Origin of the sequence: Cryobacterium sp. Y29 (assembly GCF_002929825.1) — a bacterium.
Taxonomy (GTDB): Bacteria; Actinomycetota; Actinomycetes; order Actinomycetales; family Microbacteriaceae; genus Cryobacterium.
On record NZ_PJJN01000014.1, the window covers coordinates 1 to 16,204 of the forward strand.

Here is a 16,204-nt window from a genome sequence, read left to right on the forward strand (position 1 = left end):
AACTTACCCACCCGGCCAGTCCCTGTCAAATCGAAGAAACACCCAGTTTCAAGCGCCAAAAAGCGACCAAAACCATGCGACACGACCAACTAGGAACAGCAGGAGGGAGGCTTACTATCCTAGCCCAACACCGACGCTCTTGAAACAAGAACCCGAAGTTGTGATGACTACGATTCGGTCCCACGTGAGGCCGAAAAGCACTGCGGCTTTCCGCACCTTTGGGGTACGTATAGATACATTACGGCCACCACACCCACCCGTCAAAACGCCCCCCACCCGGGCGTGTCGCAAGCGGGTGGGGGGAGACTGAGGAGGTGAGCCGATCAATGAAGCCGACACAGCAGCATCCGCTCGAACATCGCGCGTGGGTTCTACGCCTCGGGTTTCGGCGAAACCTGCTGCGGCCAGCAGACTCGGAGCGCAGCGACCGGGTGACCCGCATTGAGTTGTTCTTCGATCTTATTTTTGTCTTCGCGCTCACCCAGCTGTCGCGCTACCTCTACGCCAACCAGTCCTGGATCGGAGCACTCGAGTCGATCATTCTGGTGCTCGCGCTCTGGTGGCTCTGGGTCTACACGACCTGGGTGACCAACTGGCTCGACCCGGCTAAGCTTCCCGTGCGCGGCGTCGTGATCGGGCTATCCCTCGTGGGACTCGTGATCAGCACGTCGATTTACGATTCTTTTGGCAATCAGGGTCTGGTCTTCGCCGTTGCCTACGTTGCCCTGCAACTGGGCCGCACGGTCTTCATGGTGCTCGCGCTTGCCCGGCACGATCCGGCCCTGCACGCGACCTTTCTTCGCATTCTGCTCTGGCTGTCGGTAGCGAGTGTCTTTTGGATCATCGGGGGCCTCATGCCCCTGTCGGTGCGGCTGCCGGCCTGGTTGATCGCCCTGGTGATCGAGTACGGCTCAGCCAGCCTGGGATTTCGCATTCCTGGCCTGAAGGCGCCGGGCGTGGATGACTGGGATGTGTCTGGACCGCACATCGCCGAGCGCAGTGCCTTGTTCGTCATCATCGCAGTGGGTGAGTCCTTTCTGGTCACCGGGTTTGCATTTGTCGATCAGGAGGCATCTGCTCTCGGGATTGCCGGGCTCTTTCTCGCCTTTGTGAACGGGGTGGCCATGTGGTGGCTCTACTTCGATCATGGAGAGCAAGCCGGGAGCAAGGCAATCGCGGGATCGAGCGAGCCGGGCCGCATCACTCGGCTGGCTTACACCTACGTGCACGCGATCATCATTGCGGCAATCGTGCTGACCTCGGTCGCCGACAAGTCGTTGTTGGAGCATCCGGAAGGTGCCATGACGCTCCCGGTGGCCGTGATTATTGTCGGCGGGCCGTTGTGCTACCTGGTCGGGCTGCTGCTCTTTCGCTGGATCGTCACGCGCACGCTGCTCGTATCCCACCTGGTCGGACTCGGACTGCTCGGCCTGACCGGCGTGGCGGCAACGGTCCTGACTCCGCTCGGGCTGGGGGCGGTGACCTCCGTTGTGCTGGTCACCGTTGCGGCGTGGGAAACCATCGTGCGAGTCCACGCCGGTACGACCGACGACGATGCGGGCTGAACAGAGGCCGGGAGGCTGGCATTTTTGGCGGACTGACCTAAGCGGATGCCGGGCCTGCTCGAAGAACGCTGGCCCGGGCTCCGAGCGCAATGAATGAGGGACGAGTGGGGACGTTGGACTCTACTGTTGCGCCTGAGCAATCGCGATACTGAGATAAGCGAGATCGCTGAAACAGATCGGAAGGCAATCATGGGTTCTCTCACGTATGACCGCGTCATCGTGGAGATCGATGATCGCACGCTCGCGCACCTGCAACTCGTGATCGTGCAGAAGCTGCGCCGGGGCGAGAGCTTTCTCCTGTCCTGGCAGGATTGCCCATCGGTGGGGTCTGGGCGCAGTTCTGTCTGGCTGAACCAGGCCATCCCGTTGTATTTCAAATACGCCGGCGGACACGCAGCCACCCTCAACCGAGCGTGGATCGAGGACCTCAGCCGCTCGGCCAACAGCGCTCAGGGGCTCATGATCGTCAGCGAGGCCGGTTCGTCGCCGGTCAACACTCTCGCGGCGCGCTCGAAAACGACAATCAACGCGCGAACGACCGCTCGCACTGACACGGTCCTGGCATAGTCCAATGGTGTGAAAATGCGGATCGAAGCGCTCACTCGTGCCGCAGAATCTCCTCAAGCTGCAGTGCTATGTCGTTCGTCGGGTCGAGGGCGAGGGCGCGCTTGACCTCACGGCGTGCATCGTCTGTGTCGCCATTCGTGTAGAGCACGATCGCGTTTTGAACGGCGATAGTAGGGTCCATCGGGGCAAGTTCTACGAGCGCGTCGAGGGTTTTCACGGCGCCGGGCACATTGCCGTCGGCAAACTGTCCGACCGCGAGCGCGCGTTCGGTGGTCGCGGTCTGAGGAAGTGCTGCTCGCGAAAGCTCAGCCCAGTCGACGGCTAAGGCCGCGGCTCCAGGGACACGAGCATCTGCCGCAGCGGCGAACGACTGGGCGGCGATGCCCGCGAGGTCGGCGTCCCACGGGCGGATGGCATATGCCGCTTCAAAAGCACTCTCAGCGGCCTGAATGTCACCGCGGGCCGCATTCGAGACGCCCGAGGCCAGTGGAATCTCCGCGCTCACCAGAATGACCAACCAGATTGACCAGACGCCAAGAACTGCCGTTCGTGCGGCCGTGGCGGCCAACCGTGGCGAACCGGGCCGCATTTGACCCCGGAACCCACCATCCGGCGCCCTGGTCACGAGCACTCCCAGCAGAAGAGCGGCCACGATGGTGGTTGACGGCGCCGTGAAGTGCGTCAGCAGAGCGACGCCGAATCCGCCGAGCGCTGCGAGCGCACCGGCGAGAACGTCGCTGCGGGCGGCATCCGCTGAGACCAGGCCGCTGGTCGAGCGTCGTGCAGCGGCCGATACCGGTTCGGGGACGCACAATCGTCGCCACGAGCGCAGGCCAACCACTGCGGCAGTGACGAGGAGGCCGACGACCACGGCGAGGAGCGGTATTCCCCCTGCCAGAAGTACCTGAATGACCCAGTTATGCGGGGAGTCCAGCACTGAATCACTCGTGGAGTTGCGGGAATTGGCGTTGAGGAACCCATTCACGCCCACCCCGAGCGGACGCTCAGCGAGCACATCGGCGGCGTCGCTCCAGAAAGTGAATCGGCCCTCGAGGGATTGGGTCGAGAGGGGGCTCGCACCGAGCAGGCGGCTGCGGGTGAAGGGCACGGCCAGCGCACCGCCGATAAGAACTACCCCCGCGAGGGCGGTGAGCCCGACGGGGCGCAGTCGCCGCCGGCCCGGTGACCGCACGATTTCGAGAACCATCAGGATGCCGAGCACCGTTACGGCAGCGAGCAATCCCGCTCGAGATGCGCTCACGATGACGGTCGCCGCCGCGAGCAGCAATGCCATGCTCAGCCAGGCTCGCTCTGCGAACGCTTTTCTCGGCTCGGTCCATGCCCGCAGCACGGGGAGAATGAGCATCGCGCAGAAAATGGCTCCGAGCACGCCCTGGTCGGTGGCATTTCCGGTGAGGGACCCCGGTCGAGCCAAGTCCGTCGCGATGGGTCGGGCTCCACCTGCTTCGAGCAGCGAGACCAGGCCGAGGGCGATGGCTGCCGTCGCGATGGCACGAATTAGCGTGCGTAGGGTATCCGTTGGAGCGGCCGGGCCGAGCAATCGTGCGCCGGTCCACACCGCACCGAAGTAGACCGGCAGCGTGACGAGACCCTCATACCGCGGCCAGCGGCCCCAGAGCTGCACACCGGGAGCCGCCGAGATCAGCACGCTCAGCAGTGCAACGGCGAGGGCAGCGGATGCCGCAGCCACAAACCAGCGCGGCAACCGTCCCCGGGCGACCCCGACTGAGGCGAGTACGACGGCGATGGCCGCGAGTGCGTCTTTTGGTAGAAACCAGCGCACGAAGGCGTCGGGCAGGAAGAAGACCGAGGAGGCAACGAGCAGCCACAGCGCTACCGTTGTCGCACGGCGCCGCCCCGGCGGAACCGGGGCTGGTCGGGGTGCTGCGCGCTGCGGCATCCGCTTGGCGGGGACCGTTCTAAACATCACGAAGCGGCCCTCGACGCGAATATCGTCGAAGGCCGCTGGTTAGCGCAGGTGCGTGATGCTATTTCAGCGCCGAGGCGGTGCGGCGACGCGCTCTGATGGTCAACGCCAGGCCACCGAGCACCATGAGGGCCAGTGCAAGCCAGCCCGAGGAGATATCGGCACCGGTCGAGGCTAATACTGCGGTCGTCGTGACGACCAGTGCGTCGGACGTGTACGAGAAACCCGCCTCGTCAACCAACACGATGTGGTGGGTACCGGCTGCGATCGACGTTGGCATGGGGAAGCTGCCGCTGATACGGCCCTGGGCGTCGGCGGTGAGGGTACCGAGCAACACCGGGGTGGAATGCATCCAGATGTCGACGACCTCAAACGGCTTGAAACCCGTGCCGGTGATGGGGATGCTGGCTCCCCCGACGAGAGTCTCGGCCGGCATGGTCACGCGATCACTCTTTGGTCCAACGACCGAGGCGGGTGCGGCTTGTCCGGTCTCAGCGCGCGGAGCGGCCGGAGCGGCCGGAGCGGGTTGAGCGGTCGGAGCTAGCGTGGGGCTCGGCGTCGGGGACGGCGTGGGCGACGAGGCAGGCTCACTCGCTTCCAGCACAGGAGCTGTCCCCGGAGCAAAGGCTTCCATCGACTGATACCCGGACTTTTTTCCGATAACTCCCACGCGTAACACGTGCCCAATGTCGTCTGCGGTCACCGTATAGGTCTTGCTGTTTGACTTGGAGTAAAAATACTGACCGTCGCGCTGCCACGCATAATCAAAAGCAACGTCGCCTGGCCCCCACACGCCCGGCTCTGCAGTCAGTACTTGTCCGACGAAGGCAGTTCCCACAATGGTTGGAACGCTTGTCGTTACCTGGTCCAGCGCTTCTAGCGTCGCGTCGATGCCCGTGATATTTGAGCCAACTTCGACTTTGATTCGGTTCGAGGCCTCAACAGTGGGCTTATCGTTCCAATATTCTGTGTCGTACTCAAGGCCGGTGGAGGTGTAGTAGTTCCGGAATGACACCGCATAGTTTCCAGTCGGGAGCCCCCGCAACGTGTATTTTCCGTCGGTATCCGTGGAAACCGTGGCCACGGGCATAGTCGGTATCGAGGAGTCGTCGGAGTAGGCGCTGACCGTGCTGCGGTCCAGAGGGGTGTCGTCCGCCGAATCATCTGTCTTAAGGTCACCAGAGACTGTGCCGGAGATCGTCAAGAGCCGCTGCAAGGTCAGTACCTGTCCCGTGACTGCTTGCGCGTCGTTTACGGCGACACTGGAAAGCTCGTCGACGTCGACATCGTAGGGGTCGCCGCTGCCGAAGCCGGATTCACTCATGGGCAGTGAGCCCCAGAGCGAACCAGTTTCGTTGTTCTGCACACCCAATTTGTAGGTGCCAGCACGGAGCCCCGTCAGGGTAAACGCACCGCTCGCGTCTAGCGTTGCTATGTCGGTGCCGACGGAGTATTTCCCCGCCTCGGTCAAGGGATAGGCCTTGACCCGCGATCCGGCCGCGAGCGGAGCGGACACGCCACCCGCTCCTACGACGGTTCCGCTGATAGAGGCGGTGTACGTCGGGAAAGACGCCTCTTCTACGGCAACAACAGGAGCCGCCGACAACGCCCCGAAGGTTAAGACGGCCGCTACTGTGAGAGCGACCGCGAAGCTGCGCTCTCGGATGCGGGTGAAAAAGTTCCCCATGATGACCTTTGGTCTGATGCCAGCGTTCCGGCATGCATGCCCGAACGCGCGGAGCGAAGCCCCCCAGGTTCAGCTTATGTGGCGCAACGTTCAACGAACGTCGAATTCGACCTTCTCCGTCGACCCCAATTCGAGGGGCTGGAACCCAACAAACTGTTCGTGATCGCATACGAAATGCGGGCCCGTTTTTCGAATCTGCAGCGGCCTAGTGCTTCGCGACGAGCGTGAGCACGTCATAGGACGCGACGAGTTCGTCATTCTGGTTGGTCAGCACGGCATCCCAGCGCACCTCGCCGTATTCGTCGGTCTCGCGCGGGGTGATCTGCTTCGCAGTGAGCGTGACGCGAATGCTGTCACCGGGCGAGACCGGTGTGACGAACCGCAGGTTCTCCAGCCCGGAGTTGGCGAGAACCGGCCCGGGCGCCGGGTCGACGAACAATCCGGCTGCCCAGGAGACCAGCAGGTAGCCGTGCGCCACGCGGCCCGGGAAAAACGGGTTGGCGGCGGCCGCCTGTTCGTCCATGTGGGCGTAGAAGGTGTCCCCGGTGAACTGGGCGAAGGTCTCGATGTCTTCGAGCGTCACCGTGCGGGAGCCCGAAACGATCTGGTCACCGATCACGAGTTCGGCCAGGCTCTTTCGGAACGGATGCGTGTCACCGACTCGCGCAGACGCGCCCTGGTGCCAGATTCCGGTGATGGCCGTGAGCATTTCGGGCGAACCCTGAATGGCGGTGCGCTGCATGTGGTGCAGCACCGCGCGGATGCCGCCGAGTTCTTCGCCGCCGCCAGCCCGGCCGGGGCCGCCGTGCACGAGCTGCGGAACCGGCGAACCGTGACCGGTGGAGGTGCGGGCGTCGTCTCGGTCGAGCACGAGCACGCGTCCATTGAAAGCGGAGATTCCGATCATCAAGGCGACGGCCACGGCCGGGTCGTGGGTTGCGATGCTGGTCACGAGCGACCCGCCACCCTGCCGCACGAGGGCGATGGCCTCGTCGAGGGTGTCGTAGCCGAGCACGCTCGAGACCGGGCCGAAGGCCTCAACCTCGTGTACGGCGGCAATGGAGGCGTCGTCGAAACGCAGCAGCAGCGGCTCGACGAAAGCGCCATCGGGAGCGAGCGCGGTCGTGCCGTTGGCGTGCAGAACGGCGGGGGCATCCGTGTGCCCGACGACCAATTTGCCACCGGCGGCCTGGAGGCGGGCGACCTGCTTGAGTACTTCGCTGCGCTGCGCGGTGGAGGCGAGCGGGCCCATGGTGACGCCCTCGGTGCGGGGATCGCCGAGCACGATGCGTTCGGTGATGCGCGCCTGCACGGCCGCGACGACGTCATCCATGGCCGCGCGCGGAACGATGACGCGGCGGATGGCGGTGCACTTCTGGCCGGCCTTGACCGTCATCTCGGTGACGACCTGCTTGACGAAGGCGTCGAATTCGGGGGTGCCGGCGGCGGCATCCGTTCCGAGAACGGAGGCATTGATCGAGTCGGTCTCGTTGGTGAAGCGCACTCCCCCGGTCTGCACGGAGTCGTTTGCGCGCAGCTTTTCGGCGGTGGAGGCGGATCCGGTGAAGGCGACCAGGTCACCGAGGCGCACGTCATCGAACAGGGTCGGCACGCTGCCCGAGACCAGCTGCAGCGAACCTTCCGGCAGCAGGCCGGAGTCGGCGAGGATGCGCACGAACGCCTCGGCGAGGTAGCCGGAGGGGGTTGCCGGCTTCACGAGGGTGGGCACTCCGGCCAGGAAAGCCGGCGCGAACTTCTCGAGGGCTCCCCAGACCGGAAAGTTGAACGCGTTGATCTGTACGGCGACTCCGGGCAGGCGCGAGTAGATGTGGCGGGCGATGAAGGAGCCGTCCTTGGAGAGCGGCTCGACCGGCCCGTCGACGTAGACGCGGGCGTTGGGCAGTTCGCGGCGGCCCTTGGATGAGTAGCTGAACAGCACTCCGATGCCGCCGTCAATGTCCACCCAGGAGTCGACCTTGGTGGCGCCGGTGCGGCTGGAGAGGGCGTAAAGCTGCGGCTTGTGCTCGGTCAGCAGCAGTGCCATCTGCTTGAGTAGCACGGCCCGCTGGTGAAAGGTGAGCTCGCCGAGCGATTTCTGGCCGACCGTGCGCGCGTACTCGAGCGCTTCCGCGAGGTCGAGGCCGTGCGTGCTGACGCGGGTGACGACCTCACCGGTCGAGGCGTCACAGACGTCCACAGCAGCGGATGCGTCGGCGGGGGTCCACCAGGCGCCCTGGACATAGCTGGGCAGAATGGTCGTCATGGGTTCTCCCTTGTCTTCTGTGCGGGATGCAGTGGAGGCCCGGGCACTCATCAGGCTTCGTTCCAACGGTAGAAGCCCTGGCCGGACTTGCGGCCGAGCTTGCCCTCTGCGACGAGCCGGCGCAGCAGCGCGGGCGGTTCGAAGCGGGCGCCGAGCTGTTTGTGCAGGTACTCGGCAATGCCCAGACGCACGTCAAGTCCGACCAGATCGGTCAGTTTCAACGGCCCGACCGGATGCTTGTAGCCAAGCATCATCGCGGCATCAATATCCGAGGCGCTCGCGACACCCTCCTCGAGCATGCGGATGGCCTCGAGCCCGAGGGCCACTCCGAGCCGGGACGAGGCGAATCCGGGCGCGTCGCTGACGGTGATCGGAGTTTTGCCCAGGGCAGAGACCCAGCCTTGGGCATCCGCTACCAATTCGGGTGAGGTGGCGCTGCCGGTAACGAGTTCGACCAGATTCGAAGCGGGCACCGGGTTGAAGAAGTGCAGACCGAGAAAACGTGCCGGACGCTGCAGTTCGTCGGCGAGGTCGTCGATCGAGATCGACGAGGTATTGCTCGCGAGGGCGGCCTCGGCCGAAAGCTGGGCCTCGACCTTTTGCAGGGCCTCGACCTTCTGCGCACGCACCTCGGGAACGGCTTCGACGACCAGTTCCCGGTCGGCGAACAGGCCGAAGTCCACTCCGACGGTGAGGCGAGCCGCAAGTTCCGCGCGGGTTTCACCGGTGGCGCCGCGGGCGATGCTCGCGTCGACGGCGCGCATTACGCGTTCGCGGGCGGCCGTCGCCTCGGCGTCACCCCGTTCAACGAGGGCCACGTGGGCTCCGGCGAGCAAAAAAGCGTGTGCGATGCCGGCGCCCATACGCCCGCCGCCGAGTACGCCGACGCGCGCGGGAACGCCGGATTCGCCGCGATCGCCCAGTTCCAGTTCAGACACCGACATCAGACCCGCTCCATGATGAGGGCCGAGCCCTGGCCGACGCCAACACACATCGTCGCGAGGCCGTGCCGGGCATTTTCCCGCTCCATGCGGGCGAGCAGGGTGACGACGAGGCGTGCACCGCTCGATCCGAGCGGATGCCCGAGCGCGATAGCGCCACCGTCGCGGTTGACGATTTCGTCGTCGAGGCCCAGGCGACGAATGCACGCAATCGACTGCGTGGCAAATGCTTCGTTGAGCTCGATCGCTCCGAGGTCGGCGATGCTCAAGCCACTGCGGTCGAGGGCGCGCTGGGTGGCCGCGACCGGGCCGAGGCCCATGATCTCCGGAGCCAGACCGACGCTCGCGCCGACCACGACGCGGGCGCGCGGCGTGAGGTCGTACCTTTTCACGGCCTCACCACTCGCCACGAGAATCGCCGAAGCGCCATCGTTGAGCGAACTGGCGTTGCCGGCCGTGACGACGGCGCCGCCGGAGACAATCGGGCGCAGGGCGGCGAGGCCTTCGAGGGTGGTGTCGCGCCGCAGGCCCTCGTCGACGAGCACCTTGCCCTTTTTGGTGGGTACGCCGACGATTTCATCGACGAAATGACCGGCGTCGATCGCGGCGGCGGCGCGCTGATGGCTGCGGAGAGCGAAGGCATCCGCTTCGGCGCGGGTGATGCCATCGAGTCGGGCGACTTCTTCGGCCGTCTCCGACATGGAGAAGGTGGCCTTGTCGCGGGCGGCAAGTGTGGGATTCACGAACCGCCAGCCGATGGAGGTGTCGAACTGGGCGCCGGGCTTGGCCCAGGGCCGATCGGGTTTGGCCTGCACCCAGGGAGCGCGGGTCATCGATTCGACGCCGCCGGCGATCATGAGGTCGGCGTCGCCGGCGCGGATGGCCTGCGCGGCCATGGTGATCGCCGACATACTGGAAGCGCAGAGCCGGTTGACGGTGATGCCCGGCACGTGATCGGGCAGGCCGGCGAGCAATCCGGCCATCCGGGCGACGTTGCGGTTGTCCTCCCCGGCTTGGGTGGCCGCGCCAAAGATGATCTCTTCGATCAGTGCCGGGTCGATGCCGGCGCGGCGCACGGCCTCACCGACGACGAGCGCGGCGAGGTCATCGGGACGAACCGAGGCCAGTGCTCCACCGTAGCGACCTACCGGGGTGCGTACTCCTCCAACGAGGTAGGCCTCGGCCATGTTTCTCTCCTGACGACGGTGTCTGCGTGTGCCTGCGGGAACGTGGAATAAATTACCGACCGTTCGGAAGGTAATTCTGGCAGATGCGGGTGGGTTCGCACAACCCGCGCGGCACGCAAAAAGAGGCACCCGCCGAGTGACGGATGCCTCTTTCTAGATCAAGCGATTATCAGATGTTGGCGAGTTCACGCACAGCCGCGTCACCGGGGGTGGCGGAGGTGTAGCTCGCATCGATCTCGGCCCGGTCGAGCAGCTCGTCCATGCGGCGCTTGCGCTGCTTGGGGATGAGCGTCACGACGGTTCCGGTCTTGCCGGCACGGCCGGTGCGTCCCGCGCGGTGGAGGTACGTCTTGTACTCGTCGGGCGCGTCGGCCTGGATGACCAGGTCGATGTCATCAACGTGGATACCGCGAGCAGCGACATCTGTTGCGACGAGCACGTTGACCCGGCCGCTCGTGAGCATCTGCAGGTTGCGAGTGCGACGAGCCTGGTTGAGGTCACCGTGCAGGCTGGTGGCCTTGACGCCGGCATCCTCGAGCTGGTCGGCGAGCTGCTCAGCGTAGGCGCGGGTGCGGCTGAAGATGAGCGTCTTGCCCTCGCGGTTGACGAGCTCCTCGATGATGCGGCCCTTGTCGCGGTGCTCGATGACGAGCACGCGGTGGTCGATCGTGGAGGAGGACTGGTCCTCACCGGCGACCTCGTGCACGGCCGGGTTGGTCAGGAACTCCTTGACCAGCGAGGCAACGCCCTTGTCGAGGGTGGCGGAGAAGAGCAGCTTCTGGCCGCCGGCTTTGGTCTGGCGCAGGATGCGCTGGACCGGCTCGAGGAACCCGAGGTCGCACATGTAGTCGGCCTCGTCGAGCACGGTGACGACGACTTCAGACAGGTCGAGGCGACCCTGGTCGATGAGGTCTTCAATGCGGCCGGCGGTGCCGATGATGATGTCCACGCCGCGCTGGAGGGCGCTGACCTGACGGTACTGCGGAACACCGCCGTAGATCTGGGTGGTGAAGAGGCCGACGCTGCGAGCGATGGGCTGGATGGTGCGGTCGATCTGCAGGGCGAGCTCACGGGTCGGGGCCAGGATGAGCGCGCGAGGCTTGCGGGCCATCTTGCGGTCCTTGGCGCCGTTGTTCTCCATGAGCTTCTCCACCAGAGGAGCGCCGAAGGCGATGGTCTTGCCGGATCCGGTCTTGCCGCGGCCGAGTACGTCGCGCCCGGCGAGCACGTCGGGGATGGTCGCAGCCTGAATCGGGAAGGGCGACGGAGCGCCGAGGGCGGCGAGCTCACGCACGATGTTCTCGCCGAGGCCCAGGTCGCCGAAGGTCACACCGACGACATCGGATGCCGTCGTCGCGATGGCTTCGAGACGCTCGAGCACGACGTCGTCGCCACCGGCGAAGCTCGGCTTGGCGCCGTTTTCGCTGCGCTTCGGGTAGAACTTGCTGTCGCCATCGTCGGAACGGGTGGGACGGTCGTTACCGAAGTCACGACGGGGCGGGCGATCGTCGTTCGAGCGACGCGGGGCGCGGTCGTCGAAGCTGCGGGGAGCGCGGTCGCCATAAGAGGGACGCTCGGTGCGGGCCGGACGGTCGTTGTTGTTGTTGTTGGACGGACGATCCGTGCGCGGGGCGCGGTCGCCATAAGACGGGCGCTCGTTGCGCGGGGCGCTGCTGCGGTCACCATAGGACGGACGATCGGCACGGGGAGCGCTGCTGCGGTCACCATAGGACGGACGATCGGCGCGAGGAGCGCTGCTGCGGTCACCATAGGACGGACGATCGGCGCGAGGAGCGCTGCTGCGGTCGCCATAGGACGGACGATCGGTACGAGCCGGGCGGTCGTTGTTGTAGGCCGGCCGGTCGTTGTTGTACGCGGGACGGTCCGTGCGGGGACGGTCATTGTTGTAGGCCGGGCGCTCGTTGCGCTCACTGTTGGTACGACCGCCGTTTTCGGGGCGAACGGAACGCGAGCCGTAGGCTGGGCGCTCGCTTGAGGGACGCTCGTTCGATCGCGCGGCGCGCTCGTCGGCGTTCCAACGCTGCTTCTTTGGGGCACCCTCGTCTGCGCGGTATCCGCGGTGTCCGGGGCTCTTGCTGCCAGCGTTGTTGGAACCGCCGTGGCCCGATCCGCCCTTAGAGGCGTACTTGGGATCGAAGTTCTTGCCGCCGCGAGCGGCAGCGGAGTTGTGCGAATTGCCTTGAGGCATAAAAATATCTCTGGGTTGTGTTCAGTACATGGCAGAACAACATCGCACATGCGACGTAACTGAGAACCCGAGCAATCTGCGGTCGGGGCCGTTCACATACAGTGATTTTTCACCAGCGGATTACTGGGAAACCGGCCCAACTTGACTTACAAACCCATCCGCGCACAGCGCGGTGTCAAGAGCCGACTTATATACGCTACCCGATGTATCCGGAAAAGTCACGTAAGGGGGTAGGCAATGCCTCGCTCTATTCTGGTGACATGACCATTTCAATCGGTATTGAGCCGCCACGGCAAGCCGACGTCGAGGCGCTTCTCGCCGCCGGCACCGTCTTTGCGCACTCCCTGTATCCCGCGGAGAACACGTTTTTGCTCAGTACCGACGAGCTTGAGCGTCCCGGCGTCGACGTGTACGTGGCTCGCGACCGAGACGGCGTGGCCTGCGGCATGGCCGCTCTCGTTCCGCTCGGCCCCGAGACCTGCGCTGAATTAAAACGACTATTCGTCCACACAGAAGCTCGGGGCCGCGGTGTGGCCGGCCACCTTCTCGACCGCATCGAAGCGGATGCTGCTGGCCGCGGCATCCGCTCTCTCGCGTTGGAAACCGGCACGCTGCAACACGCGGCGATGGCGCTGTACCGCGGCCGCGGCTACGAGCAGATCGAGTTGTTCGGCCCGTATGTCGGCGAAGAACTCAGCGTCTGCTTCGCTAAGAGCCTGTAATTCAGGCGGCGGGTGGCACCGCGTTCATCCGCAACCTGGCCGCTCGCGGCACTCCTTGGGGAAGCGGGCCCCCGAAGGAACGAGTGCCCGCTTACGCAAGGAGTGCCGTGAGGGGTGCCGCAAGGAGTGCCGCAAGGTTTCGCGCGGGGGCTCAGCGCGGTTGTCCGCCGATCCGGCGGGACAGTTCTGCGGCCGTCGCCATCACTGCCTGGGCGATCTGGGGCCACTGGGCGGCGGTAAATCGATCGCGTGCGAAGGTGACCGCGATGGCGGCGGCCGGCCAGCCGGCATGATCGCGCACGGCGAGCGCCACCGAGGCGATGCCGGGCGTGATTTCGCCGTCTTCCGTGGCGTAGCCATCTGTTCGCACTCGATCGAGTACGGCGCGCAGCTCTAGGCGGCTTCCCGGCCCCCGCCCGTCCCGCAGCTCAAGCGACGCCTGGTTCGGGTAAAGCGCGCGCACTTGGGCGGCGGGGACCGCCGCGAGCAGGGCGCGCCCGCTCGCCGTGAGATGGGCAGGCAGTCGCACGCCCACCTCGGAGACGAGTGAGGGACGGTGCGCTGCACGCTCCTCGACGAGGTAGATCACGTCCCGACCGTGCAGCACCACGAGATGGGCGCTCTCCCCCAACCGGTCGACGAGCTGCGCGATCAACGGGCGGCCGAGTCGGGAAAGCGGTTCCTGGCGGCTGAATCCCGAGCTGAGTTCAAAGGCGGCGATGCCGAGCCCGTAGCGGTGTTCCTCGGGCAGGTGCACGACGAATCCCTGCTTCACGAGCACGTCGAGCAGCTGGTAGACGGTCGAGCGTGGCAAGTCGAGGGCGCTCGCTACGGCGGCCGCCGGCGTCGGCCCACGCTGCGCGGCGAGGTGTGCCAGCAGGCGCAGGGCGCTTTGGGCGGCCGGAACTTTGGACGGTGTTTTCATGGCAGTTCCCCGGCTCCGCCGACGCTGGGCGGCCCATCTGCACGCGCTTTCGCGTGCGTTGAGAGTGGAAGCTGTCCGGCATACCGGACAGCATTTACCTTATCGGCGTATCGCCTACCCCGACGCGGGTATGCAATGAAATCATGACTCTTGCACAGACGCCCAGCACCGATTTGCCCGCCGTGAGCACAGCATCCGTTTCCGCAACCAGAAACGCCACGGCGAGTGTCACTGTCGGAGCCGCCGCCCTCTCGTTCGCTGACGTGATCGCCGTCGCGCGACACAATGCGCGCGTGACGCTCGACCCTTCGAGCCTCGACGAGGTCGCAACGACCCGCAGGATCATCGATGCCCTCGCTGCGGATCCCGAACCGCACTATGGAATTTCCACCGGCTTCGGCGCCCTCGCGACAACGTTCATCACCCCCGGCCGGCGCGCCCAGTTGCAGGCGAGCCTCGTGCGCTCCCATGCCGCCGGCAGCGGGCCCGAGGTGGAACGAGAAGTCGTGCGCGCCCTCATGCTTCTGCGGTTGAGTACCCTGATGACCGGTCGCACCGGCGTTCGGCCGGCCACCGCCGAGACCTACGCCGCCGTGCTGAACGCCCAGATCACCCCGGTCGTGCACGAATACGGATCCCTCGGCTGCTCCGGCGACCTGGCCCCGCTCGCCCACTGTGCCCTCGTTGTGATGGGCGAGGGCCAGGCGCGTGACACGACCGGAATTCTCGTCACCGGCAGCCAGGCCCTGGCCGCGGCCGGCATCAGACCGGTCGTGCTCGCCGAAAAGGAGGGCCTCGCCCTCATTAACGGCACCGACGGCATGCTCGGCATGCTCGTGCTCGCCCTCGACGATTTCGCCCGCTTGCTCACCACCGCCGACATCGCGGCCGCCATGAGTGTCGAAGCCCTGCTCGGAACGGATGCCGTCTTCGCGGCCGATCTGCAGCAGCTGCGGCCCCAGCTCGGTCAGGCCGACAGCGCCGCGAACCTACGCCGACTGCTGCTCGGCTCTGGTCTGCTCGCCAGCCATGCCGGCCCGGAGGACGTGTCGGTGCAGGATGCCTATTCCCTGCGGTGTGCCCCGCAAGTGCACGGCGCCGCGCGCGACACCGCCGCCCACGCCGCCCTCGTCGCCGGCCGCGAACTGGCCAGCGCCATCGATAACCCGGTCGTCACCGTCGACGGACGCGTCACTTCGAACGGCAACTTTCACGGCGCCCCGCTCGGCTACGTGCTGGACTTTCTCGCCATCGCCTCAGCGGATGTCGCCAGCATGAGTGAACGCCGTACCGACCGTCACCTCGATGTGAGCCGCAGCAAGGGCCTGCCGCCGTTTCTCGCGCACGAGGTGGGGGTGGACTCCGGACTCATGATTGCTCAATACACCGCCGCCGGAATCGTGTCGGAGCTCAAACGACTCGCCGCGCCGGCATCCGTTGATTCGATTCCCTCCTCGGCGATGCAGGAGGACCACGTTTCGATGGGCTGGCATGCCGCGTGCAAGCTGCGCCGGTCGCTCGACGGGCTCGGCCGCGTGCTGGCGATCGAGATCATGACGGCGTCGCGTTCGCTTGATCTGCGGGCACCGCTCACCCCCGCCGCCGCGACCACAGCGGTGCGCGATCTCGTGCGCACGGTAGCTGCCGGCCCCGGTCACGATCGTTTCCTCTCCCCCGAAATCGAAGGCGTCGTGACTCTCGTGGCCTCCGGCGCTGTGCGCTCGGCTGCCGGACCCGGATTGGCGTAAATTTCGTGCAACCTTACAGCGACCTTGCGTCACGCATCCACCCCGTTGTAAGCAATGCGGCACCGTGCCATACTTACGCCACGCTGGCCCGCCCGAGCCGCGTAAATCCATTACCCGAATGGATCAGGTTCTCATATGCTGCTACCCGTCACGCGCCGTCATGACGTTCAGCTTGGGCGTGCGAAATTTTGTAATCGGGCGCCGCGAAGCCGGGCATTGCGGGGTGCCGAAGGCGGGCTGGTGGCAGTGGTCATCGTGGCACTCGCGCTGTTCGGCGCACCGATCGGAGCGATCGCCGACGAGGCGCCCGCCAGCTCCCCCGCGAGCCCAGCACCGATCGCAACGGCAGTGCCGACCCCCACCGCAACGCCTACGCCGACGCCTACGCCTACGCCTACGCCTGAACCGTCGACCACACCCACACCCACACCCACACCCACAC

The 16,204-nt window shown here is 65.7% G+C and carries 12 protein-coding genes; 5 read left to right on the forward strand and 7 right to left on the reverse strand.

The window, feature by feature from the left end; genetic code table 11:
• Window positions 1-326: 326 nt before the first annotated feature.
• Window positions 327-1,565: a low temperature requirement protein A gene (locus CXY74_RS00245; RefSeq protein WP_104198569.1), complete on the forward strand. Its 1,239-nt coding sequence runs from the start codon at window positions 327-329 to the stop codon at window positions 1,563-1,565.
• A 189-nt stretch (window positions 1,566-1,754) separates the two neighbouring features.
• Entirely contained in the window at window positions 1,755-2,132 is a 378-nt protein-coding gene (locus CXY74_RS00250; protein ID WP_233193061.1) for an ATP-dependent DNA ligase, read from the forward strand.
• Between the two features lie 31 nt (window positions 2,133-2,163).
• Here CXY74_RS00250 and CXY74_RS00255 read toward each other — a convergent pair whose 3' ends face one another.
• The 6 genes from CXY74_RS00255 to CXY74_RS00280 form a co-directional block, all read right to left on the reverse strand.
• Window positions 2,164-4,080, reverse strand: coding sequence for an O-antigen ligase family protein (locus tag CXY74_RS00255; protein WP_104198570.1), 1,917 nt, complete (start codon window positions 4,078-4,080; stop codon window positions 2,164-2,166).
• A gap of 61 nt (window positions 4,081-4,141) precedes the next feature.
• Window positions 4,142-5,767: a carboxypeptidase-like regulatory domain-containing protein gene (locus CXY74_RS00260; protein WP_104198571.1), complete on the reverse strand. Its 1,626-nt coding sequence runs from the start codon at window positions 5,765-5,767 to the stop codon at window positions 4,142-4,144.
• A 205-nt stretch (window positions 5,768-5,972) separates the two neighbouring features.
• The gene (gene paaZ, locus CXY74_RS00265; RefSeq protein WP_104198579.1) at window positions 5,973-8,030 is read right to left on the reverse strand and encodes a phenylacetic acid degradation bifunctional protein PaaZ; all 2,058 of its coding nucleotides are present in this window, start codon (window positions 8,028-8,030) and stop codon (window positions 5,973-5,975) included.
• Window positions 8,031-8,080: 50 nt separating this feature from the next.
• A complete protein-coding gene (locus CXY74_RS00270) occupies window positions 8,081-8,974 on the reverse strand; it encodes a 3-hydroxyacyl-CoA dehydrogenase family protein (protein ID WP_104198572.1) in 894 nt (297 codons plus the stop codon).
• Complete coding sequence (locus tag CXY74_RS00275) at window positions 8,974-10,158, reverse strand: acetyl-CoA C-acyltransferase (RefSeq protein ID WP_104198573.1); 1,185 nt, start codon at window positions 10,156-10,158, stop codon at window positions 8,974-8,976. Before CXY74_RS00275 ends, CXY74_RS00270 begins: the two co-directional genes overlap by 1 nt.
• Before the next feature lie 169 nt (window positions 10,159-10,327).
• Window positions 10,328-12,367, reverse strand: a complete 2,040-nt coding sequence (locus CXY74_RS00280) for a DEAD/DEAH box helicase (protein WP_104198574.1) — start codon at window positions 12,365-12,367, stop codon at window positions 10,328-10,330.
• Window positions 12,368-12,627: 260 nt separating this feature from the next.
• Between CXY74_RS00280 and CXY74_RS00285 the strand changes: the two genes are divergently transcribed.
• Complete coding sequence (locus CXY74_RS00285; protein WP_104198575.1) at window positions 12,628-13,089, forward strand: GNAT family N-acetyltransferase; 462 nt, start codon at window positions 12,628-12,630, stop codon at window positions 13,087-13,089.
• Window positions 13,090-13,240: 151 nt separating this feature from the next.
• On the opposite strand, the gene CXY74_RS00290 is transcribed toward CXY74_RS00285, so the two are convergent.
• Window positions 13,241-14,014, reverse strand: coding sequence for an IclR family transcriptional regulator (locus CXY74_RS00290; RefSeq protein ID WP_104198576.1), 774 nt, complete (start codon window positions 14,012-14,014; stop codon window positions 13,241-13,243).
• A gap of 143 nt (window positions 14,015-14,157) precedes the next feature.
• On the opposite strand from CXY74_RS00290, the gene hutH reads away from it, so the two are divergent.
• Window positions 14,158-15,762: a histidine ammonia-lyase gene (gene hutH / locus CXY74_RS00295; protein WP_104198577.1), complete on the forward strand. Its 1,605-nt coding sequence runs from the start codon at window positions 14,158-14,160 to the stop codon at window positions 15,760-15,762.
• A gap of 240 nt (window positions 15,763-16,002) precedes the next feature.
• A partial coding sequence (locus CXY74_RS17800) for a hypothetical protein (protein WP_233193063.1) occupies window positions 16,003-16,204 on the forward strand: 202 nt, incomplete at its 3' end.